At 71.7% G+C, this 21,935-nt stretch carries 17 protein-coding genes; 10 read left to right on the top strand and 7 right to left on the bottom strand.

The features are described 5' to 3' along the window. Positions 1-196 precede the first annotated feature (196 nt). From ABZU75_RS28025 to ABZU75_RS28035, 3 genes are all read right to left on the bottom strand, one after another. Complete coding sequence (locus ABZU75_RS28025; RefSeq protein WP_355560233.1) at positions 197-1,591, bottom strand: solute carrier family 23 protein; 1,395 nt, start codon at positions 1,589-1,591, stop codon at positions 197-199. Positions 1,592-1,920: 329 nt separating this feature from the next. Continuing rightward, positions 1,921-2,142, bottom strand: coding sequence for an RNA-binding S4 domain-containing protein (locus tag ABZU75_RS28030; RefSeq protein WP_343967406.1), 222 nt, complete (start codon positions 2,140-2,142; stop codon positions 1,921-1,923). A 90-nt stretch (positions 2,143-2,232) separates the two neighbouring features. Continuing rightward, a complete protein-coding gene (locus ABZU75_RS28035; RefSeq protein WP_350957043.1) occupies positions 2,233-3,795 on the bottom strand; it encodes a PucR family transcriptional regulator ligand-binding domain-containing protein in 1,563 nt (520 codons plus the stop codon). Between the two features lie 190 nt (positions 3,796-3,985). Here ABZU75_RS28035 and ABZU75_RS28040 point away from each other — a divergent pair, with 190 nt between their 5' ends. The 5 genes from ABZU75_RS28040 to ABZU75_RS28060 all read left to right on the top strand — a co-directional run bounded on the left by ABZU75_RS28040 (position 3,986) and on the right by ABZU75_RS28060 (position 11,484). Then, complete coding sequence (locus ABZU75_RS28040; RefSeq protein ID WP_355560238.1) at positions 3,986-4,870, top strand: DUF2877 domain-containing protein; 885 nt, start codon at positions 3,986-3,988, stop codon at positions 4,868-4,870. Further along, on the top strand, positions 4,867-6,252 hold the full coding sequence (locus ABZU75_RS28045; protein WP_355560241.1) for an FdrA family protein: 1,386 nt from the start codon (positions 4,867-4,869) through the stop codon (positions 6,250-6,252). Before ABZU75_RS28040 ends, ABZU75_RS28045 begins: the two co-directional genes overlap by 4 nt. Before the next feature lie 70 nt (positions 6,253-6,322). Next, positions 6,323-7,729 carry a DUF1116 domain-containing protein gene (locus tag ABZU75_RS28050; protein WP_355560244.1) on the top strand — a complete coding sequence of 469 codons (1,407 nt, stop codon included), beginning with the start codon at positions 6,323-6,325 and terminating at the stop codon, positions 7,727-7,729. Between the two features lie 225 nt (positions 7,730-7,954). Continuing rightward, entirely contained in the window at positions 7,955-10,033 is a 2,079-nt protein-coding gene (locus ABZU75_RS28055) for a protein kinase (protein ID WP_355560247.1), read from the top strand. Between the two features lie 56 nt (positions 10,034-10,089). Further along, entirely contained in the window at positions 10,090-11,484 is a 1,395-nt protein-coding gene (locus tag ABZU75_RS28060) for an MFS transporter (RefSeq protein ID WP_355560250.1), read from the top strand. A 48-nt stretch (positions 11,485-11,532) separates the two neighbouring features. Here the strand turns inward: ABZU75_RS28060 and ABZU75_RS28065 are convergent, their stop codons facing one another. Both ABZU75_RS28065 and ABZU75_RS28070 read right to left on the bottom strand, forming a co-directional pair. Next, entirely contained in the window at positions 11,533-13,128 is a 1,596-nt protein-coding gene (locus ABZU75_RS28065) for a bifunctional 3'-5' exonuclease/DNA polymerase (RefSeq protein WP_355560253.1), read from the bottom strand. A gap of 39 nt (positions 13,129-13,167) precedes the next feature. Further along, a complete protein-coding gene (locus ABZU75_RS28070) occupies positions 13,168-14,676 on the bottom strand; it encodes a metallophosphoesterase (RefSeq protein WP_355560256.1) in 1,509 nt (502 codons plus the stop codon). A 320-nt stretch (positions 14,677-14,996) separates the two neighbouring features. Between ABZU75_RS28070 and ABZU75_RS28075 the strand changes: the two genes are divergently transcribed. Next, positions 14,997-15,407 carry a thioesterase family protein gene (locus ABZU75_RS28075; protein ID WP_355560259.1) on the top strand — a complete coding sequence of 137 codons (411 nt, stop codon included), beginning with the start codon at positions 14,997-14,999 and terminating at the stop codon, positions 15,405-15,407. 75 nt (positions 15,408-15,482) lie between these two features. Here ABZU75_RS28075 and ABZU75_RS28080 read toward each other — a convergent pair whose 3' ends face one another. Then, the gene (locus tag ABZU75_RS28080; RefSeq protein ID WP_355560307.1) at positions 15,483-17,066 is read right to left on the bottom strand and encodes an FAD-binding oxidoreductase; all 1,584 of its coding nucleotides are present in this window, start codon (positions 17,064-17,066) and stop codon (positions 15,483-15,485) included. A 46-nt stretch (positions 17,067-17,112) separates the two neighbouring features. On the opposite strand from ABZU75_RS28080, the gene ABZU75_RS28085 reads away from it, so the two are divergent. The 4 genes from ABZU75_RS28085 to ABZU75_RS28100 all read left to right on the top strand — a co-directional run bounded on the left by ABZU75_RS28085 (position 17,113) and on the right by ABZU75_RS28100 (position 20,670). Continuing rightward, positions 17,113-17,679: a helix-turn-helix domain-containing protein gene (locus ABZU75_RS28085; protein ID WP_355560262.1), complete on the top strand. Its 567-nt coding sequence runs from the start codon at positions 17,113-17,115 to the stop codon at positions 17,677-17,679. Next, the gene (locus tag ABZU75_RS28090; protein ID WP_355560267.1) at positions 17,676-19,181 is read left to right on the top strand and encodes a glycerol-3-phosphate dehydrogenase/oxidase; all 1,506 of its coding nucleotides are present in this window, start codon (positions 17,676-17,678) and stop codon (positions 19,179-19,181) included. The genes ABZU75_RS28085 and ABZU75_RS28090 overlap by 4 nt, the downstream gene beginning before the upstream one ends. Positions 19,182-19,301: 120 nt before the next feature. After that, positions 19,302-20,249: a sucrase ferredoxin gene (locus ABZU75_RS28095; protein ID WP_355560270.1), complete on the top strand. Its 948-nt coding sequence runs from the start codon at positions 19,302-19,304 to the stop codon at positions 20,247-20,249. Positions 20,250-20,355: 106 nt separating this feature from the next. Next, positions 20,356-20,670, top strand: a complete 315-nt coding sequence (locus ABZU75_RS28100) for a WhiB family transcriptional regulator (protein WP_012893126.1) — start codon at positions 20,356-20,358, stop codon at positions 20,668-20,670. 130 nt (positions 20,671-20,800) lie between these two features. Here ABZU75_RS28100 and rsgA read toward each other — a convergent pair whose 3' ends face one another. Further along, positions 20,801-21,919 (bottom strand): ribosome small subunit-dependent GTPase A, encoded by a 1,119-nt coding sequence (gene rsgA / locus ABZU75_RS28105; protein WP_355560273.1) that lies wholly within the window; start codon positions 21,917-21,919, stop codon positions 20,801-20,803. Positions 21,920-21,935 lie beyond the last annotated feature (16 nt).

Here is a 21,935-nt window from a genome sequence, read left to right on the forward strand (position 1 = left end):
CCGTGAGCCGTTTCGTGCCCACCCTCGGGCGTGTCTGCTCCCACGGATTCCAGAGCGGCAGGCTGAGGAAGCACCCGCCGGTGGGTCTGCGATCTTATGTTCAACGTAGCCATCAAAACGCACCTCCTTGAGCTGACGGCTAGGGCTGGTCAACGCGGGGCTTCAAAGCGCATCGCTGCACCTCAAGCCCCCTCCTTCAGGAGGGGGTCGTTGACCCGGTGGCCTCTCGTCGCAGCTTGGACACCTCTGCCGGACCGGCGCCGCCCCGTCCGGAGATGGCCCGGAGCAGGTGGTAACCCACCACCACCACGATGGTGCCGAGGGCGATGCCCTCCAGCGTGAAGTCCGAGCTGATCATATGCTTGACCGGGCCGATGGCGAGGATGATTCCCGCCCCGATCGGGACGAGGTTGACCGGGTCCGCGAAGTCGACCCGGTTCTCGATCCAGATCTTCGCGCCGAGCAGGCCGATCATGCCGTACAGGATGACGGTGATGCCGCCGAGCACGCCGCCCGGGGTGGCCGCGACCAGCTCGCCGAACTTCGGGCAGAGGCCGAACAGGATCGCGATGACGGCGGCGATGTAGTAGGCGGCCGTCGAGTAGACGCGGGTGGCGGCCATCACGCCGATGTTCTCGGCGTAGGTGGTGGTCGGGGAGCCGCCGAAGGTGCTGGCCACGACCGTGGCGGCGCCGTCGGCGATGACCGCCCGGCCCATGTACGGGTCGACGTCGGTCTTGGTCATCTCGCCGACGGCCTTGACGTGGCCGACGTTCTCGGCGACCAGCGCGATCACGGCGGGCAGGACCAGCAGTACGGCGGAGAACTTGAAGTCGGGGAAGTGCATGCTCGGCAGGCCGATCCAGTCGGCCTGGGCCACCTTGTCGAAGCTCACCCTCGGATGCGTGTTGATCGCACCGACGCTGGCGTTGAAGGCGGTGATTTCACCGAAGACCCTGTCGGCCCCCCAGGAGAGCACGAAACCGGTGATCAGGCCGAGGAGGATGCCGATCCTGCCGATGAAACCCTTGAAGAGCACGATGGCGACGAAGGTGACGATCATCGTGATCAGCGCCATCCACTGGTCCTGTGGCCAGTAGACGTCGGCGACGACGGGCGCCAGGCCGAAGCCGATCAGCATGACGACGGCGCCGGTGACGACCGGTGGGAAGACCCGGTTGATGACCTGCACGCCGAGGAAGTGGACGGCTACGCCCACCAGGGCCAGTACCAGTCCGGCGACGAGGATGGCGCCGGTGACGATCGCGTCGGTGGCGGGCGTGTCACCGCCCATGAGCGCCCGGATGGCGAGCACGCCTCCCACGAACGACGCGCTGGTCCCGAGGTAGCTGGGGACCTTCCCCTTCACGATGAGCAGGAACATGATCGTTCCGACGCCCGAGAACATGATGGCGACGTTGGGGTCGAGCCCCATCACCAACGGGAAGACGAACGTGGCACCGAACATCGCGACGACGTGCTGCGCCCCGAATCCGACCATCCGCGGCCAGGACAGCCGCTCGTCGGGTCTGACCACCTCTCCCGGGGCGAGTGTTCGGCCGTCGCCGTGTTTCGTCCAACCTGAAACCATCGAGCCCCACCTTTCACCGGGCCGTCGGTCGGTGGCCACCCCGCGGGCATCCCTCCGGCGAGTCCCTTACTACCGTTGCGGGCACATTAGGACTGAGTCCATGTGCGGACATCGTCATGATCTGCCAAATCTGAGCAGCTGACCAGTGAATGCCTCGCGCACCACCAGTGAGAACGCCCGGTGAAGGACACGGGGGACGGTGAAAGATATAGGTATGTGACATGGCCGGCAGCGCGGACGGCCCGTCGCGGCCCGGAAGAGCGGCCCGAGAGAGCGGCCGGAGGCAGGCGGACGGCCCGCCGGAGAGCAGGGCGGGGCCGGTGACGGGATCAGGCTCCGGCGGCGACCACCCGGATCTCGAAGCCGTCGCCGGTCACCACCTGGCCGTTGCGTATCTTGCAGGTCTTGCGGAGCTCGACCTCACCGTCCACCAGCACGTTGCCGTCGGCGATGAAGTGCTTGGCCTGGCCGCCCGTCTCGGTGACGCCACAGTACTTGAGCAGGTCACAGAGCGGGATGTAGTCGGTTTCCAGCTCGAAGGTCTCGTTCACGCCGAACAGCTTAGGTCCCGCGCGCTCCAGGACGCGGGTGCTCCTTCGGACGCCGGCTCCCGCGCACGTCCGGGACGCGGAGCACCGGTCTCAGATCCCCCTCATCCGCAGGACGTGCAGGGCCAGGGTGAGGTTCAGCCGCAGGTGGGCGTCCTCGGTGAAGCCGCCGAGCATGCGTTCCAGCTTGCCGATCCGGTAGCGCAGCGTGTTGTAGTGGAAGTGCAGCCTGCGCGCCGTCTCCGCCACGTTGAGGTTGGTCTCCAGCAGCACCTGCAGGGTGCGGCGCAGGTCGGCGTTCTCCGCGTCGTCGTCGGAGGCGAGCGGGCCGAGCGTCTCGCGGACGAAGGCGTGCAGCTCGGCGGTGTCGTTGACCAGGGAGAGCAACCGGTAGACGCCGAGCTGGTCGAAGTGCGCGACCGCGCCGTTGCCGTGGAGCTGGCGGCCCACCCGCGCGGCCTTCAGCGCCTGGCCGTACGCCTCGGGCAGCGCCTCGGCACCGACGGCGGTGCGGCTGGCGCCGGTGGAGAAGGTGGCGGGCAGGCACTCGGCGAAGGCCACGGCGGCGTCCTTGGCCAGGCGGCCCGCGTCGACCGCCGCGTCCACGATGGTGACGACCTCGTGGGAGAAGCCCGCCACCGCGCCACGCGCGTCGTGGCGGCGCATCGCGCCGGTCCAGCAGGTGACCAGCCGGTCCTGGGCGGCGCGTTCGTCGCCCTCCGGGTCGAGCTCGGCCACCAGCACGGTGACCGGGCGCTGCAGGTCCCAGCCGAAGGCCCTGGCCCGGGAGGAGACCCGCTCGGAGCCTCCCGCCCTGCCGGTGAGCACGTCGCGCAGGAAGTCGGCGCGGTACTTGCTCTCGACGGCGTTGACCGCCTCCTGCCGGGTCACCACCAGCGCGGCGACCGTGGCGGCACGTTCCAGAATGCCGACGTCGCTGTCACCGATCGAACCGACGGGGCCGCAGGCGACGATCCTGCCGTGGTGGTGGCCGCCCGCCACCACCGGCACCGAGGTGTGGCGGGAGTCGGGGGCGCCGCGCAGCGCGGCCACGTGCTCGGCCGGCCCGGCCGAGGCCAGCACGTGGCCCGTCCCGTCCAGCACCGCCACGCCCACGTCAAGCAGCCCCGCCACCTCGGCCGTCACCTCGCGCAGCCCGCCCCCGGCGAGCACCACCTGGACCAGCGCCCGGTGCGCCTCCTCCGCCCTGGCCAGCACGACGGCCTGGCGGTTGAGGATGTCGGTCAGCACCTGGTTGAGGATGTCGTCGAAACCGACGTCGTCGGGAAGCTGGATCAGCGGGAAGCCCAGCCGGTCGGCCTGCTCCACCATCTCCTCCGGCAACTCGTCGAGGTAGCGGCCGAGCTTGATGGCCAGCGCGGCCAGACCGCGCTCGTCGAGGTCGGCCACCAGCCTGCCGAGCGACTGGGGGGTGTTGCGCAGCGGGTAGCCGGTGGTGAGCAGCAGCTCGTGCGGCTTGACCCAGGCCAGGACGTCGGGCACCTCCATCACGTTGAGCCGCTGCACCACCCGGTCCAGGCCCCGCTCTCCCGCGATCAGCCGGGCTCCCGCCAGCGTCGAGACGCCGAGGACCTCGCCGACGGCGACTCCGTGAATGATCGTTCCGGTGCTCGCCGGCCGTACGGGAGGTTCCATGAGGCGATTGTGACCGATAGACCCGTCTGTCAGGAAGAGCCAACCTTTGGGCTGACTGTTGGCAGCTTTATCCGTACGGCCTGCGTCCACGCCCGTTCTACCGTACGGCTCAATGGATGGGGGAGTCCGTGAGCGAGCGAACCGCTGGAGAGAGCACCTTCACACCCACGGGGCCTGCCGAGGAGCGCTCATGAGCGTTGGAACGCGCCCGAAGGCGCGGCACGTGCACGTGCGGACACATGGCACCGGCGCGGCCAGCACGACCCTGCGCCAGGTACTGGAGGCGCCTCGCCGCCCGGCGCGGGTGCTGGCGGCCTTCCCCGCCGGCGTCTACCTTGAGGTACGCACCGAGCTGGAACCGCAGGTCATCGCGGTGGTGACCGGGCAGGCCACCCGCCTGCCCAACGCCATGGTGGTCACCGACCCGATGCCTCAGGTCGCGGTGGGTGACGAGGCGTGCGTCGGCGACGGCTCGATCGACGTCGGGCGGCTCAGCCTGCGGGCCCATCGCTGGTGGAACCCGGCCCCGCCACTCGGCACCGTGAAGGTGGCGGAGCTGATCCGCTCGCTGCCCGCGATGGCCGAGCTGTGCGAGCGGTCTCCGAGGCGGTCGGGGCTGGAGGGCAACGGCGCCGCCGGCCTGCTGGCCCAGGGGTGCGCCGAGGGCTCGCTGCTGAAAAGCGTCGTGGCCGCCGAGCAGCTGGTCGGTCTGGGCCCCGGGCTCACGCCGAGCGGTGACGACGTGCTCGCGGGACTGCTGGTCGCGCTGCGCCACCTGGGCGGCGCGACGGGGGCCGGCCGTGCCGTCTGGCTGGCCGACTGGCTGGCCGCCGCCGTCACCTTCGACGTACGGGGCAGGACCACCCCCATCTCGGCGGCGCTGCTGCACTGTGCCGCCAGGGGCGAGGGCAGCGGCGAGGTCCTGGCCGTGCTGCGGGGCCTGGCGGGGCGGCAGTCCCTGGAGCCGGCGCTCCGCCGCCTGCTCCAGCTGGGTCACACCTCAGGGGCCGACCTGGCATGGGGGCTGCGCATCGGGCTCGCGGCGGTGATCGATCTGGAAGGCAGGGGCAATTGAGCACTGATGTGGTCCGGGTGCGCACCGGGGTCTACCACGACTCCGTGAGCCTGATGCGGGTCAGCCGGACGGCGGCCGCGCTTCCCGGCGTGCAGGTCGCGGTGGTGGCGATGGCCACGGAACTCAACCTCGGGATCGCCGCCGAGCTGGGGTTCGACCTCCCCAAGGCCGGTCCCGCCGACCTGCTGATCGCGCTGCGCGGCGGCGAGGCGGACGCCCTGGAGGCCGCCCTCGCGGAGTTGGACGGGTTGCTGGCGGGACTCTCCACCCCGCCGGCCGGCGGCGGCGCCGAGCACCCCCCGCACACGGTCCGTGCCGCGGCCCGCGAACACGCCGCCACGCTGGCCCTGGTCTCGGTACCCGGGCCGTACGCGTTCGCCGAGGCGCTGGACGCGGTCGAGGCCGGCCTGTCTGTGATGATCTTCAGCGACAACGTGCCGGTCGAGCAGGAGGTACTGCTCAAGCGACGCGCCGCCGAGCTCGGCGTGCTGGTCATGGGCCCGGACTGCGGCACCGCGGTGATCGGCGGAGCCGGTCTCGGATTCGCGAACGTCCTGCGGCCGGGCCCGGTCGGTCTGGTGGCCGCCTCGGGGACCGGTGCGCAGCAGGTGGCCTGCCTGCTGGACCACGCGGGAGTGGGGGTCTCCCACGTGCTGGGCGTGGGCGGCCGTGACCTGTCCGCGGACGTGGGTGGGCTGTCCACCCTGCGCGCCCTGGAGGCCCTCGACGCCGACCCCGCGACCGAGCTGATCGTCCTGATCTCCAAGCCTCCCGCACCCGAGGTCGCGCGGGCCGTCGCCGAGACCGTCGCGAAGCTCGACACTCCGGTCGTGACCGCCCTGCTCGGCCCCGGCCAGGACGACCTGACCACGGCGACCGAGACCGTCCTGCGCGCCCTCGGCGCCCCGGTCCCCGCCTGGCCGTCCTGGCCCGCCCCCGGCACGGCGCGGGAGCACGCGGGAGGTCTGCGCGGCATCTACTCGGGTGGGACGCTCTGCGTGGAGGCGCGGCTGATCACCGGAAGCGGGGAGTTCACCGACTTCGGCGACGACGCCTACACGGTCGGCCGGGCCCACCCGATGATCGACCCGACGCTCCGCCTGGAGGCCCTGGCCGAGGTGCCGCCGGGCGAGGTCGTCCTGATCGACGTGGTCCTCGGCCACGGCGCCGACCCCGATCCCGCCGCGACGCTCGCGCCCGTGGTCGCCGGGGCCACCGCGAGAGGTGTCACGGTGATCGTCGCGTTGGTCGGCTCCGAGGGCGACCCGCAGGGACTGAACGCGCAGGCCGAGGCCCTGAACGCGGCGGGCGCCGCGGTGTTCACCTCCAACGCCCAAGCCGCGGGACACGCCGCCGAGGTCGCCGCCGGGAACGCTCGTTGACCGCCGTCGGACGCCGGGGAGCGGCTGCCCTCTCCCCGGACGTCACCGTTCTTCGCTCAGGAGTTCACCCATGACGCTGACCATGCTTTCCGGCGAGCCGGAAGTGATCACGGTGGGGGCCGGCGTGCTCGGCGAGGCGCTGGACGCCCAGGCCGTCCCCCGGACGCGGGTGGACTGGCGCCCGCCGATGCCCGGCACCGAGGCCGACCTGGCCCGGGTGCTGGCCGACCCGCGCAGGGGCCGCGCCAACGAGACGGCGGTGGGCCGCCTGGTCTCCGCCCGGCCGCAGCTCGTCGGGGTGCGTCCCGCGCACGAGGTACTCGACCTGCCGGAGGGCACGTTCCTGCACGCGGGACCGCCGATCGAGTGGGAACGGGCGTCGGGTCCGATGCGGGGCGCGCTCATCGGGGCGATGCTGCTGGAGGGGCTGGCCGCCGACGCCGCCGACGCCGAGGAGCGGCTGGCCCGCGGGCAGGCGCGGCTGGACTCCTGCCACCACCACCGGACCGTCGGGCCGATGGCGGGCGTGGTCACCCCGTCGATGTGGATGTTCGAGGTCCGTGACGCCGAACACGGCGGCACCGCCTACTGCTCGCTCAACGAGGGGCTGGGCAAGGTGCTGCGCTACGGCGCGTACGGCCCGGAGGTGCTGAGGCGACTGCGCTGGATGGCCGAGGTGCTCGGCCCCGTGCTCCAGGCCACCCTGGAGCGGAGCGGTCCGCTGGACCTGCGGGCGCTGACCGCGCAGGCCCTGCAGATGGGCGACGAGCTGCACAACCGCAACCGCGCCGCCACCTCGCTGCTGGTCCGCGAGCTGGCTCCCGAGGTGGTGGAGGCCGCTCCCGGCCACGCCGCCGAGGTGCTCCGCTTCATCAACGGCAACGACCACTTCTTCCTCAACGCGGGCATGGCCGCGTGCAAGGTCAGCGCGGACGCCGCGCGGAACGTCCCCGGCTCCACGATGATCGTCGCGATGGCACGCAACGGCACGGACTTCGGGGTCCAGGTCTCCGGGCTGGGCGATCGCTGGTTCACCGGCCCCGCGGGCGTGCCGGACGGTCTCTACCTCGGCGCGTACGGTCCGGACGACGCCAATCCCGACATCGGCGACTCCACGATCACCGAGACGGCCGGCCTGGGGGGCTTCGCGATGGCCGCGGCCCCGGCGATCGTGCGGTTCGTCGGTGGCGACGTCTCGGACGCGACGGCGGCCACCCGTTCCATGTACGAGATCACCCTGGCCGAGCATCCCGCGTACCAGATCCCGGGGCTGGACTTCCGGGGCACGCCGGTCGGCGTCGATGTCACGCTGGTCGCCAGGACGGGCCTGCTGCCCACCGTGAACACCGGTATCGCCGGCCGGGTCGCGGGGACCGGACAGGTCGGCGCGGGTCTGGTCAGCCCGCCCGCCTCGGCTTTCACCACGGCGCTGGCCGCGCTGGCCGAGGCGGCCGATCATGGAAACGGATCGGTTTAGCGCGATCCCTTGGCTATTGAGAACGGGCGAAGCTGACAATTCACCCGCTCGCCGGTAGCATTCGGCGACGTCAGGGCGCGGACACAAGTTCAGTGATCCGAAGAACACCGATCACTGACAAATGCCGTCACGCGCTTTCTCCGTATGCCAACTTCCATTACCGAATGACATCCCGATATCGTGTCCAGCCTTACAAAAAGGGCTGGTTGTGGGGAACGGGGTACGATGACCGATCGCTTGCTCGGGAGAAACCCCCAGGGGCCTGAGGGTGGCGATTCCGCCGGAGCCACACCGGAGGGCCAGGGCAGGCTGGTGGGCAGGCGCTACCGCCTGGTGTCTCCGGTGGGCCGTGGTGGGATGGGCATGGTGTGGCACGCCCACGACGTCCTGCTCGACCGGGACGTCGCGGTCAAGGAGCTGATCCTCCCCTACGGGCTCGACCACGCGGGCAAGCAGGGGGCGCACCGGCGGATGCTCCGCGAGGCCCGCTCGGCGGCCCGGCTCAGCCACCCCGGCATCGTCACGGTCCACGATGTCGTCGAGGAGGACGGCCGCCCCTGGATCGTGATGGAGCTGGTCCGCGCCTGGTCGCTTGAGCAGGCCGTACGGCAGAGCGGACCGCTGCCCGTGGTCCAGGCCGCCGAGATCGGCATCCGGGTGCTCGACGCGCTCCGCCACGCCCACGCCGCCGGGATCATGCACCGCGACGTCAAACCCGGCAACGTGTTGCTGACCTCCGACCGGGTGGTGCTCACCGACTTCGGCATCGCCGCGATAGAGGGCGACGTCACGATCACCCAGACCGGCCTGCTGATGGGCTCCCCCGCCTACATCCCGCCGGAGCGGCTGTCGGGCCGGCAGGTCACTCAATCCTCCGACCTGTGGTCCTTCGGTGCCACGCTCTACGCGGCGGTCGAGGGCCGGCCCCCCTACGAGGGCCCTGACGCGGTGGCCGTGCTCGGCGCGATCCTCACCCAGGAGCCCAACCGCCCCCAGCGAGCCGGCGCCCTGATCACCGTCATCGAGGGCCTGCTCCGCAAGAACCCCGCCGACCGGATGAGCGCCGCCCAGGTGTCGGATCTACTGGACCGGGTGCTGCGCAGCCACGGCTCCAGCACCCCGAGCCGCACGCCCAGCCCGGCGCCCTCGTCGATGCCGGTCCCCGGCGACTCCATGCCGATGCACCTGATGCCCCCGCTGGACGTGCCGTCGGGGCCGATGCCCTCCCGGATCATCGAGACGCCCTCCGGCCCGATCCGGGTGCCCTACGACGCCACCGCCGACTCCTCGGGCGGTCACGCGCTCCCCTACGACGCACTCGCCGGCCCGAGCGGGGGCCACCGCGCGGACCTGCTCTCCCTCCCCGGGCACCCCTCAGCTCCCAGGTCCGCGCAGACCGGCGGGCACCAGCGCGGGTACGACGCGCTGCGCATCCCGGCGACCGGACCTGACGGCAACCCGTTCGACGCGCTGACCAGCTTCTCCGGCGACCTTCCCGGCGTCCCGCCGTCCGCACCACCGCGCGATGGGCGGAGCGGGGCCGCCCCCTGGCCGATCCCGGGGCCCACCCCGGCCCCGCAGGAGCAGGCCCCCTCCGACGCCGTACGGAACTCCCAGGCCCTGACCTCACCCGGCAGGGTAGGGACACGCGCGGGCACGCGCCGCGCTCCGGAGCGCGAGGGCGGCCGGTCGCGCGGCAGCGGCCCCGACAGCCGGCTGCTGATGCTCGGCGGGGGCGGTGTGCTGGCCATCGTGGTCGCCGGGCTCATCGTCTTCCTGATCGGCGACGACTCCGGCACCGCGAACCCCACGGGCCCCTCGGCGGCGATCTCCGCGCCCGCCGACCCGGGGACGTCCTCCGGGGCCGACGAGGAGATCCCCGACGGCTTCAAGTCGGCGAGCGCCGCCGGGGTCTCCGGCGCGGTGCCCGGCGACTGGACCGTGAAGGCCGGCCCCAAGGGAACCGTCACCTTCTCCGGGCCGAAGGGCGGCGGGCAGAACATCGTCGTCGTCGAGGTACCGGTCGAGGACCCGGTGACGGCGCTCGGCAAGGCGAGCAAGAAGGGCCTGGACGAGTACACCGAGGTAGGCGTGACGGTGGTGAACTATCGCTCGTGGAAGGCCGCGGACTGGGAGTACACCTACGTCCAGCCCAACGGCGTCCCGATGCACGGGCTGACGCGCTACGTCGCCGTCAACGGCCAGACCGCCTACCAGATCACGTTCAGGGTGCAGGATCTCGACTGGGAGAAGAACTCGGAGATCCTGGGCACCTTCTTCGCCACCTTCACCTCCGCCGACTGAGCCTGTCCGCGAGCACGACTTCCTGGTCCGGTCACGAGTGATGACAGACTTCACTCGTGACCGCCGACACCACGCCCCCCGACATCTCCGGTGCCCGCAGTGACGGCGGTGAGCGGGTCGCCACGGTGCAGCGGCGGACGCTCGCCGTCCTCTCCGCCGCCCAGATCAGCGGCGGGATCGGCGTCGCCGCGGGACTCGCCTTCAGTTCGGTGACCGTGAAGGAGCTCTCCGGCTCCACGACGCTCAGCGGGCTGGCCGGGACCGCGACGGTGCTGGGCGCCGCGCTGCTGGCGCTGCCCACCGCCAGATCGTCCGGCCGGGGTGGCCGGCGGGCCGGGCTCACCCTGGCCTACGGGTGCGCCCTGCTCGGCTGCCTGGTCTCGCTGCTCGCCCTCACCATGGGTTCGTGGCCGCTGCTGCTGGCCGGGCTGGTGCTGTTCGGCGCGGCCAGCGCGGGCAACCTGGCCTCCCGCTACGCCGCGACCGACCTGTCGGCGCCGGGGCACTCGGCCCGGCACCTGTCGCTGGTGGTGTGGGCCACCACCATCGGGGCGGTCACCGGCCCGAACCTGGCGGGGCCCGCCGAGCGGTTCAGGGCCGGGTTCGGCCTGGCAGCGGGTAGCGGCCCGTTCGTCCTCGCCCTGCTGAGCTTCGCGATCACCCTCGGCGTCATCCTCCTCGCCCTGCGCCCGGACCCCCTGCTTCTGGCCCGCTCCGCGTCCCTGCCCCCGGACACCGTTCCGGACGGCACCGCCCTGGACGGCACGGTCCCGGAGGCCGCGTCACCCGCCCCCGGGGAGCGGAGCACGACGCCGCACGGCTCCGGCTCCACTCCCCCCTCGGTCCCGGCCGCAGCCTCGGGGAAGGGCGGGGGCACGTTCCGCGCCGCCTGGCGGGTACTGCGTGAGACCCCCCTGGCGGGGCGCGCGCTGGCCGCGATCGCGGTCAGCCACACCGCCATGGTGTCGATCATGTCGATGACCCCGGTCCACCTGGACCACGGCGGCTCGACGTACACGGTCATCGGTGTCGTGATCAGCCTGCACATCGCGGGAATGTACGTGCTGTCCCCCGTGGTCGGCTGGCTGGCCGACCGGGCCGGACGGACACCGGTGCTGGTGCTGGGGATGGGCCTGCTGCTGACCTCCGCCGTCCTCGTGGGCGGGGCCGGGGCGCACGACGTCACGCGGATCAGCGCCGGGCTGATCCTGCTCGGCCTCGGCTGGTCCTGCGGGCTGATCGCCGGCTCGGCGATGCTCAGCGAGGCGGTGCCGCTGGCACACCGCACCTCCGTGCAGGGCCTGTCGGACCTGCTGACGAACCTCTGCGGCGCGACCGGAACCGTGGCCGCCGGGGTGATCGTCGGCGCTCTTTCCTACGGCGCGCTCGGCGTGGCCGTCGGGGTCATGGTGACGATCACCGGCGCCTGGCTGGTCCTGAGCAGGAACTGACCCGCCGGGATCCGGGGCTCCTGGCCGCTCATGCCCGCCGGGCGGAGCTCACTTGGCGTCGGCGTAGCACCACACCTGGACCGCCTGCATCGGGAAGCGGACGGGAGTCGAGCCGAACAGCAGCCGGCTCGCCTCCTCCGCCGCCCTGCCGACCGCCGCGACGACCTCGTCGGCCTGCTCGGCCGGGCAGTGCACCATCACCTCGTCGTGCTGGAAGAACACCAGCCTGGCCGGGTCGGGCAGCAGGCCGCGCAGCACCGCCATCAGCGCGAGCGCCCACTCGGCCGCGGTCGCCTGGACCACGAAGTTTCTGGTGAACCGGCCGCGGTCGCGGGCCGCGCGGCCTCCCTCGGGCCCCGAGACCAGCTTTCGCCAGCCGGCCGAGGGCGGCGGCGAGGTGCGGCCCAGCCAGGAACGGACCACCTTGCCCTCCTCCCCCGCGCGGGCGGCGTCCTCCACGAACTGGTAGGCGCGGGGAAAGCGCTGGCGCATCACGGCCAGCAGCTTGGGCGCGTCTCCGCTGGTGCCCCCGTACATCGCCGACAGCATGGCGATCTTGGCGTTGTCGCGCTCGCCGCCGAACGCCTGCGCCAGCGCCTGGTAGAGGTCGATCTGCCCGGCCGCCTTGGCCAGGCCGCCGTCCCCGGCCATGGCGGCCAGCACCCGCGGTTCCAGCTGGGCCGCGTCGGCGACGACCAGCGCCCAGCCGTCGTCGGCCACGATGACCTTGCGCATCAGCTTGTGGATCTGCAGGGCGCCGCCGCCGTTGGTCGCCCAACGGCCCGTCACCACGCCGCCCACCACGTACTCGGGCCGGAAGCGGTGGCCTCGGACCCACTGGTCGGCCCAGGCCCAGCCGTGGAAGCTGTAGAACCTGGCCATCTCCTTGTAGGCGAGCAGGGGCGCGACACCGGGGTGGTCGACCTGCCTGATGTCGTGGGCCCTGGTGGAGGAGACGGGCACGCCCGCCGCCTTGAACGCCCTGACGATCTGCTGCGGGGAGTCGGGGTTGAACGGGGTGCCGAAGGCCGCCGCCACCTGGTCGGCCAGGGCCTGGAGCTTGGCGGGCCGCATGCCGTGCACCGGGCGCGGGCCGAGCAGGTCCGTCAGCAGCTCGTCGTGCACGTCCTCGCGCCAGGGCATGCCCTCGGCGGCCATCTCCGCGGCGATCAGCGCCCCGGCCGACTCCGCGGCGACCAGCAGCCGGAACCGCCGCGGGTCCGCGGTGGCCTCGATGCGCCGCAGCTGGTCGGCGTGGACCTCGGCGACCAGGTCCGCGTCGGGGGCCGGCGCCTCCTCCTCGAAAAGGGTGGCCTGCCGCGCCTGGGGCCCCTGATGGTCGTCCGGCACGGGGAGGCCGTGCAGCCTGGCGTGGGCGGCCCTGGCCGAGCGGGGCTCGCCGAACCGTCCCTCGTGGGCCAGGAGCAGGCTCTCGGTCAGCGCCAGGTCGTGGCAGCGCGCCAGCCGCACGCCGGCGGCGAGCAGCGCGGGATAGACCTCCCGCGTGTCGGCCCAGACCCAGCGTGGCTGCCGGGCCTCCAGCTCGCGGACCGCCGAGACCAGATCGGCGACGGCCACGGCGGACTCGCCGTCCACGCGCAGAACGCCCCCACCGCCGGGGGCGGCCGCGACTGACACGTTCATACGCCAACAGTGCCACGCCGATACGACATTCCGGCCGGGTCAGCCGAGCGGTATGACGATCTCGTCCTCGAGCGGGGGCTCGATCTCCTGCGGCAGGCAGCCGGTGGCGGCGAAGCAGCGGATCCGTAAGACCTCGGGCGTCACCGAGACGTGCAGGAAGCTCTTGAAGAACGGCGGGGTGTCCCAGTCCGACAGCTCCGACAGGTAGCGGTGGAAGATCCTGCCCACCGGAAGCCGGAACGGCATCGGCCAGCCGCCGAGGATCCGGGCCGCCCATCTCATCCGCCGGGTGATCGGCACGGCCGGGATGTCCCGTACCGGGGTGTTGCCGATCTGCCGGGACATCAGCGCCGCGCTCTCGTCCGGCGTGAGGTAGAGCCACCGCATGCGCAGCCGGTCGCTGTAGAGCCTGCTGTAGAACGACAACGAGTCACCGCGGAGCGGGTAGCACCTGTAGTCGTCCTCGTGCAGGCCGCCGACGGTGACCCTGGGGATGGTGTGGGTGGCGTGCATGAAGGCCCCCGAGCCGCCCGCCACGATGTACTGGATGGTCCGCTCCCCGACCTTGATCGGAAAGCGCTGGTAGTTGTGCACGTCGCCGCCTATCGCCGCGACGTAGTTGTGCGCGGGGTCGGTGACGATGTCGTCGACGGTGCCGCCCCCGGCCAGCTTCGACGGCTTGTAGTCGTTGCGGGTGTAGATGGGCTTTCCGGTGATCAGCACCTTGGGCCGGGGATCGCGGGAGACCTCGCGCAGCCAGTCGGCCTGCTCGGAGTCGATGTCGCCGCGAATGCCGGTGTCCACGCCGACGATGAGCAGCCCGGGGGTCTCCATCGCCCAGTAGGGGGCCGGCTGCACGGCCTGCTGCTCGGGTCCTGACCGCCGCTCGCGCGCCCTGGCCAGCCGGGCCTCGTCGATCTTCTCGGGCCTGCGCCAGAGCAGGCCGCGCAGCCCGGAGGGCGAAAGCCCGCCCCCCTCGCCCTCCACCTCCAGCGACGGGGCGTCGCAGAAGACGCGCATGAAGCCGCCGAGCCCGTCGTACCAGTCGTGATTGCCGGGGATCGCGTAGATCGGCGCCCGGTAGTCCTGGTAGGGGCGGAAGAACTTGTCCTCGTACTCGTTCCCCGAGCCTGTGGGGTAGATCACGTCACTGGCGACGACCGCGAAGGCGGTGTCCTCGCCGATCCTGAGCATGCCCGGCACCACGGCGTACTGCGAGGAGTCGCCCTCCCCGGTGTCACCGAGGACCAGGAAGGAGAACTCGGGACCGACGTCCATCGGGATGCGGAAGGAGGGGTCGGCACCCCGGGCCCGCTGGGACGCCGCCCAGCGCGCCCGCACCTGCCCCGACGGGTCTCCGAACAGGGCCGCGAGGACCTCGTTCCTGGAGCGCCAGACCGTACGCACATCGAGCCAGGAGAAGGGTTTCCGGCTGGGCAGCAGGTCCTCGAAGGTCCCCCTGCGCGTGCAGGACCAGCCCGCGCCCTCCTTGGACACCCGGGAGGAGACCTCACGCCCGCGCTGCGCCGCCCGTCCGACATCGACCATGACCATATCTTGGCAATGATCTTAAGGAGTCGCACCCGGATCGCAGGCAATAAAGGAGGACGATCCACATCAGAAGCGGCTGAACCGGAAATCGTCAGGGAGATTCCGGCGGCGGCCGGCGCCAGAGCCGGCACCGCCCCGCCAAAGGCGAGCAGGCGCGAGGTCGTCCCGCGGACTGGAGCGCTCCCCCACCTCGCCATGACCCCGGCCAGGTGCGTGGTTCCCCGGCGGTTCCCGCTCGCCCCTTTCCACCGGAACCCGCCACGGACCCGCCGGGAGAGCGGCTCATCCCGCGCCGATCTCTGGAATACAGTTCCACCGTGTACGCCTACTGGGAGACCGTTCCGACCAGGTGGAAGGACAACGACGTCTACGGCCACGTCAACAACGCCGTCCACTACTCGATGATGGACACCGTGATCAACACCTGGCTGATCAGGAGCGCGGGCCTGGACATCCACGACGGCGACGCCATCGGCCTGTGCGTCGAGTCGCACTGCGTCTACAAGGCGTCGGTCTCCTTCCCCGAACCCGTCCGGGTCGGGCTGCGGATCGGGCACCTGGGCCGTTCCAGCGTCCGCTACGAGCTCGGACTGTTCCGTGAGGACGGCGAGACAGTCGTGGCCGAGGGCCACTTCGTCCACGTGTTCGTCGACCGGCAGACCCGGCGGCCCGCCGGGATCCCCGGGCCGCTCCGCGAGGCCATGGAGAAACTGGTGGTCACCGGTTGACCTCCCCTCGCCCATCGGAAGCCGGAAATCGGAAACCGGAAGGCGACTCCGGGAGACCCGCCGGAGAGACGGGCCTCAGGAGACGGGCTTCTCCGGGGCGACCAGGACGCCCGGGTTGAGGATGCCCTCGGGGTCGAGCCGGTCCTTGATCCCGCGCAGGATCTCCACCCCCAGATCGCCGATCTCGACCGCGTGGGCCTCCCGGTGGTCGCGGCCGACGCCGTGGTGGTGCGAGATGGTGCCCCCGGCCGTGACGATCGCCTCGTTGACCGACCGCTTGGCCGTCTCCCACTGCCCGACGGGGTCGTCGGTCTGCGCCGTGACGACCGTGAAGTAGAGGGAGGCGCCGGTGCCGTACACGTGGGAGATGTGGCACATCACCAGCGGTGAGCCGAGCGAGGCGTGCAGCGAGAGCCGCACGGCCTCGTACAGGCGGGGCAGGTTGGACCAGAATCCGGCGGTCTCCAGTGTCTCGACGGTCGCCCCTGCGGCGAGCAGCGAGTCGCGCAGGTAGGGCGCGGAGTAGCGTCCGTGGGCCCACGACTCGCCGGGGTCGGGGCCGAGATAGACGCCGCCGAGCCCGGACGCCACGGCGGCGACCCGTTCCCGCAGGGCAGGCACCTCCGAGAAGCCCTCGTACCCGGCGACGGCCAGGCAGCCCGCGTCGGCGGACAGCGCGCCGATCTCGCGCGGCCTGGCCAGCCCGATCATCGTCTCGGTCTCGTCGGACAGGCGCAGCACCGTGGGCAGGGCACCCTCCTGGGCCAGGCACCGCAGCGCGGCCGAGCCCGCCGCGAACGACTCGAACCGCCATCCCTCGTAGACACGCTCGGCGGGCGCCGGCCGGACGCGGAGTCTCAGGGAGGTGATCACGCCGAAGGCCCCCTCCGACCCGAGGATCACCTGGCGCAGGTCGGGCCCGGCCGCCGAGGCGGGCGCCCGGCCCAGGTCGAGGGTGCCCCGCGGGGTCGCCACGGTCATGCCGACGACCATGTCGTCGAAGCGGCCGTAGCCGGCCGAGGCCTGGCCGCTGGAGCGGGCGGCGGCGAAACCGCCCAGCGTGGCGTACTCGAACGACTGCGGGAAGTGTCCTAGGGTGAGCCCGTGCCCAGCCAGAAGCTGCTCGGCCTGCGGGGCGCGCAGCCCCGGTTCCATCTCGGCGACCATCGACTCGCGGTCGACGGCGACCAGCCGGTTCAGCCGGGCCAGATCCAGCGCGACGACACCGGCGAAGCCCTGCCTGGTCGCGACCAGGCCGCCGACCACGGAGGTGCCGCCGCCGAACGGGACCACCGCGACCCGGTGCGCGGCACAGGTCGCCAGGACCGCCAGCACCTCATCGTGGGAGCCGGGCAGCACCACGGCGTCGGGCGCGTCGGAGCCGTCTCCGGCGCGCATGCGCAGCAGGTCGGGGGTGGACTTGCCGCGGGTGTGCCGGAGGCGGGCGTCGTCGTCGAAGCGCACGTGGTCGGCGCCGACGACATCGCGCAACGCGGTGAGAGCCAGCGGGGACAGGGCCACGGCGGGCAGGCGCACCTCGCCGAAGTCGGCGGCCCGGTCCCGCGGCGGGCGCACGCCCAGCATCTCGTGGAGCAGCTTGCGAATCGGTTCCGGCAGGTCGGCGGCCTTGGCGGGATCCCCCCAGCCGGACCAGAGCATGGGTTCCGTGGCACTCGTCGGTTTTTCCACCCCTACACTGTGACATATGACGTCCATCCGTCACAACGTGGCCGCGGAGAGCGGCGACCAGATCCTCGACGCCGCCCGCGAGGTGGTCCTCGCGGTGGGGGTGCGGCGGGCCACGCTCACCGACGTGGCCCGCCGGGCCGGGGTGTCCCGCATGACGATCTACCGCCACTGGCCCGACATGCGCAGTCTCGTCGCCGACCTGATGACTCGCGAGTGGGTGCGCGTCGCCGGCCGGTTCGCCACCGAGGACCCGGTCACCGCGGCGGTGGCGGTGGTGCGGGCGCTGCGCGACCACCCGCTCTGGCGGAAGATCGTCGAGGTCGACCCCGAGCTGCTCCTGCCCTACCTGCTGGATCGCCGGGGCTCAAGCCATGAGGCCATGCTGGGCCTCGTCGAGTCGGCGATCATCGCAGGACAGGGCCTCGGCACCGTGCGCCCCGGTGACGCGGCGAGACTGGCCAGGGGCGTGCTGCTGACGGCCCAGTCGTTCCTGCTCTCCGGCCCCACCATGCTGAACCCGCTCACCAGGGACGATCTGGACGCCGAGCTCGCCACGCTCCTGGAAAGGTACCTACGACGGTGAAATCGTCTCTCAACGCCGCCCGCCGCGCCCGCGAGCTCGCCGAGGTCCGCGACCTCGTGGTGGACGTGCTGGTGGTGGGGCTGGGCGCGACCGGTGCCGGGGCGGCGCTCGACGCGGCCTCCCGAGGTCTCTCCGTGGCCGCGATCGACGCCCACGACCTGGCGTTCGGGACCTCCAGGTGGAGTTCCAAGATGATCCATGGCGGGCTCCGCTATCTGGCCAGGGGGCAGGTCGGGGTGGCGTACGAGAGCGCGGTGGAGCGTGGCCACCTGCTCGGCCGCACCGCGCCGCACCTGGTCAGGGCGCAGCCCTACCTGCTGCCGCTGGTCCCCGCGGTCTCCCGCCGCCAGGCGGCGCTGGTGATGACCGGGTACCGGCTCGGCGAGGGGCTGCGGATCGCGGCGGGCACGCCCCGCCACCTCCTTCCCGGCCCCTTGCGCATCTCCGCCGAGCAGGCGCTCGCCCTCGCCTCCCCGCTGGGTTCGCGCGGGCTGCGCGGCGCCCTGCTGTCGTGGGACGGGCGGCTGACCGACGACGCCCGCCTGGTGGTCTCCGTGGCCAGGACCGCCGCCCGCTGGGGGGCGAGGGTGCTGACGCGCTGCCGGGCGCTGGAGGTGTCCGGCGAGGGCGCGCTGGTCCGCGACGAGCTCGGCGGGGACACCTTCACGATCCGGGCCAGAACGGTGGTCAACGCCACCGGGGTCTGGGCCGCCGGGCTCCACCCGGACATCCGGATGCGCCCCTCGCGCGGCACCCATCTGGTACTGCGACCCGAGACGCTGCCGGGTCTGGCCGCGGGGCTGCACATCCCGATCCCCGGCGAGAGCAACCGGTTCGCACTGGTGCTCCCCCAGTCCGACGGGCGGATCTACGTCGGTCTCACCGACGAGCCGGTGGACGGTCCCGTCCCGGATGTCCCGCAGGCACCGGAGGAGGACGTGACCTTCCTGCTCTCCGTCCTGAACTCCGTGCTCGAGGAGCCGGTACGGCGTGCGGACGTCGCCGGCACCTACGCGGGTCTGCGGCCGCTGCTCGCCGCCGACGGCCGCACCGCCGACCTGTCCAGGAAGCACGCGCTACTGGCCACGCCGGACGGAATGGTGACGGTGGTGGGCGGCAAGCTGACCACATACCGGCGGATGGCCGAGGACGCGGTCGACCGGGCCGTGTCGCTCGGCGGCCTCAAGGCGGGCCGGAGCCGCACCGCGAGCCTGCCCCTCGTCGGGGCCGTCCGGCCGGACGGCTGGAGCGGCAAGGGTACGGACCGGCTCCTGGAGCGGTACGGGAGCGAGGCGGGCGCCGTGCGGGCGCTGATGGCCCGCGAGCCCTGGCTGGCCGAGGCGGGCCCGACCGGGGTCACGGGGGCCGAGCTCGTCTGGGCGGTCAGGCACGAGGGTGCCCTGGACGTGGACGACCTCCTCGACCGGCGGACCAGGATCGGCCTCGTCCCCGCCGACCGTGAGGCCGCCCTCCCGCTGGCGCGCGCGGCACTGGCCCACTGACACCACTGACAGCACTGACACCGCCGGCGCGCTTTTACCCGCCTATGATCCTTCTCCCCCTGCGCCCTCCCTGATCCGGCTGTTAGGTTAGTCTTGCCTAACTCGGAGCGAGGAGAGAGTGTGATCACGGGCTGCGGCGCGAGCATGGCGAACATGACGAGCAGGGGATGCGAGCACCCCCGGGGCTGCCATACCGGCGAACTGCCCGTCCACGCCAGCGCGACCGTCGGAGCCCGCTTCTGGCTGCTGATCGAGCACTCCGGCCCCTGGGCCTCCCACCTCGAGGACTGCAAACTTCCCGAGGGCGTTCACACTCTTATCAAACGGGCCACGCGGCTCGGCATCCGGCCCCAGCTGATTCGCCGCCCGGGTCGCAGAAACCCCGTGGAAACCGGCATTCACGTCATGGTCGCCGACTCCACCGCCGCCGAGCCGTGGATCGCCGAAGGCGTCTTCGCAGGTCCAGACGATCTTGACCTTGACAGCGTGGTGGCCGGAGTGGTCCCGGAGTCCTGCATACTTGTGAGTGAGCCGGTTTTTCTGGTCTGCACGCATGCCAAGCGCAACGCGTGCTGCGCCCGCATTGGACTACCCCTAGCTCGGTCCTTGGCGAAATCATTGCCGGACACAGTATGGGAAACATCACATGTTGGCGGCGATCGATACGCCGCCAACCTCGTGTGCTTGCCACACGGGCTTTACTACGGCAGCATGTCTCAGGCTGCTGCGATCGCGGCAGCCGACGCGTACCGGTCCGGCGAGATCATTCTTGACCGTTTCCGGGGACGCGCAGGCATCCCTGAGCCACTGCAGGCCGCTGAGCATTTCATCCGCATTCATACGGGTGAACTCTCGGTTGGCGGAGTGGCCGTGGAATCCTCCAGGTCGGACGGCGCCGTCACCGAGGCATTTGTGCGCGGTAGTGGCGCTCGTTTTCGGGTAGTGGTTGAACCCATGACGCTGACAACGCCATGTGGTACGGCTTGCGCCGATACGATCACTACCTACCGGCTGGTAGCGCTGGACAGGCTGACCCCTGTGCTGTACGCCACGTCCGCGCTGACCTGACCTGAGGGAACATCACGGCCAATCCAGGCGTTGGATCCAGGGACGCCACAAGCGTCCAAATGCGGCATCAACCAGAAATACCTCTCAACTATAAGGTGGTTTTCTCATGTCTCAGGTACGTCGGCAGACCGCCCGGCCTCGGCCCAGCTGGGGATGGCAGGATGACGCCGCGTGCCGGGGCGAGGACCTCGTGCTCTTCTTCGGTCCCGACGGTGAGCGTCAGCCCGAGCGTGACATCCGCGAACGTAAGGCCAAGGCGATCTGCGCCCAGTGCCCTGTTCGCGCCGAGTGCCTGGACTACGCGCTGTCCCGTCCGGAGAAGTACGGCACCTGGGGCGGTCTGAACGAGGACGAGCGCGCCTCCGAGCGTCGCCGTCGCATGCGCCGCGCCGCCAGCGCCGGCATCAGCGCCGTCGCCTGAGCAGTACCTCCACCCGGCTTCCCCCGTACGTGTGATCTCGCGCACCCCTTGCGAGATCACACGTTGTCGTGTCGGGCCCCGCACATGCGGTGTCTGAAGCAGATCACCGCACGGCGGGCATTTCCGCGTTTCACGGCCTGTTGCGGCCCGGCTTCCGCATCTCCTTGTGGATGATCTTCCACTTGTTCTGCAGTTCCTTGCGGAGCCGCGCGTCACTCCTGGAGGCCATCCACGCGGCCTCCCTCTGGAGCTTGTTCCAGCTCTCCAGCCGCCGCTCGGGAAGCGTGCCGTCCTCGATCGCGGCGAGCACCGCGCAGCCCGGCTCGCTGTCGTGGCGGCAGTCGCCGAACCTGCAGCGCTCGGCGAGTTCCTCCAGGTCGGAGAAGACCATGTCCACGCCCTCGCCCATGTCGTACAGGCCGATGCGGCGGATACCGGGCGTGTCGATGATCAGTCCGCCTTTCGCCAGCGGAATGAGCTCACGGTGCACGGTGGTGTGACGCCCCCGGCCGTCGCCGGCCCTGACCTGCTGGGTCTCCATGACGCCCGCCCCGGCCAGGGCGTTGACGAGCGTGGACTTGCCCGCGCCGGAGGCGCCGAGCACCACCGCGGTGCGCGTGCCCTCAAGGTATTCGCGGACGATGCCGACCCCCTCCCCGGTGACCGAGCAGACCGGGTGCACGTCCACCCCCGGCGCCGCCGTGGCCACCTCCCTCAGCAGGAAGTCGAGCCCCTCGCCGATCAGGTCGGACTTGGTGACGAGCACCACGGGACGGCCACCGCTCTCCCAGGCGAGCGCGAGCAGCCGCTCGATCCTGCCCAGATCCGCGGTGTCGGTGGCGTGCAGCGCGGGTTCGGCGACGAAGACGACATCGACGTTGGCGGCGAGCACCTGCCCCTGTGAGTCACCTGAGAGCCCGCTCCTGGAGACCCTGCCGACACCGCCACGCACGAACGCGGTGCGCCGGGGCAGGAGCGCCTCCAACTCGAAGCGGCCCTCGGCCAGCCGGCGGAGCCCGACCCAGTCACCGACACAGGGCAGGGCCACGGGATCGGCGGCGGCTTCGCGCCGCACCCGGGCACCGTAGTCGGCCCGGAGATGACCGGAGGCGGACAGCACCTCGGCGGCACCGCGATCGACGCGGGACACCCGGGCGGGAGTCAGACCGGCGGGGAGTTCGGCGGCGAAGAAGTCGTTCCAGCCGAGCGCGGTGAGAGCGGCCGAAGAAGAGATGATTGGCGAAGACAACGTGGGTACACCCTTT

This window comes from Streptosporangium sp. NPDC005286 (assembly GCF_040607515.1).
Taxonomy (GTDB): Bacteria; Actinomycetota; Actinomycetes; order Streptosporangiales; family Streptosporangiaceae; genus Streptosporangium.

Bases quoted from the DNA above. Each gene is read 5' to 3' on its own strand.
- ABZU75_RS28025 (WP_355560233.1), bottom strand. From the start codon at position 1,591: ATGGTTTCAGGTTGGACGAAACACGGCGACGGCCGAACACTCGCCCCG.
- ABZU75_RS28035 (WP_350957043.1), bottom strand. From the start codon at position 3,795: ATGGAACCTCCCGTACGGCCGGCGAGCACCGGAACGATCATTCACGGA.
- ABZU75_RS28040 (WP_355560238.1), top strand. From the start codon at position 3,986: ATGAGCGTTGGAACGCGCCCGAAGGCGCGGCACGTGCACGTGCGGACA.
- ABZU75_RS28050 (WP_355560244.1), top strand. From the start codon at position 6,323: ATGACGCTGACCATGCTTTCCGGCGAGCCGGAAGTGATCACGGTGGGG.
- ABZU75_RS28055 (WP_355560247.1), top strand. From the start codon at position 7,955: ATGACCGATCGCTTGCTCGGGAGAAACCCCCAGGGGCCTGAGGGTGGC.
- ABZU75_RS28065 (WP_355560253.1), bottom strand. From the start codon at position 13,128: ATGAACGTGTCAGTCGCGGCCGCCCCCGGCGGTGGGGGCGTTCTGCGC.
- ABZU75_RS28070 (WP_355560256.1), bottom strand. From the start codon at position 14,676: ATGGTCGATGTCGGACGGGCGGCGCAGCGCGGGCGTGAGGTCTCCTCC.
- ABZU75_RS28080 (WP_355560307.1), bottom strand. From the start codon at position 17,066: ATGCTCTGGTCCGGCTGGGGGGATCCCGCCAAGGCCGCCGACCTGCCG.
- ABZU75_RS28085 (WP_355560262.1), top strand. From the start codon at position 17,113: ATGACGTCCATCCGTCACAACGTGGCCGCGGAGAGCGGCGACCAGATC.
- ABZU75_RS28100 (WP_012893126.1), top strand. From the start codon at position 20,356: ATGTCTCAGGTACGTCGGCAGACCGCCCGGCCTCGGCCCAGCTGGGGA.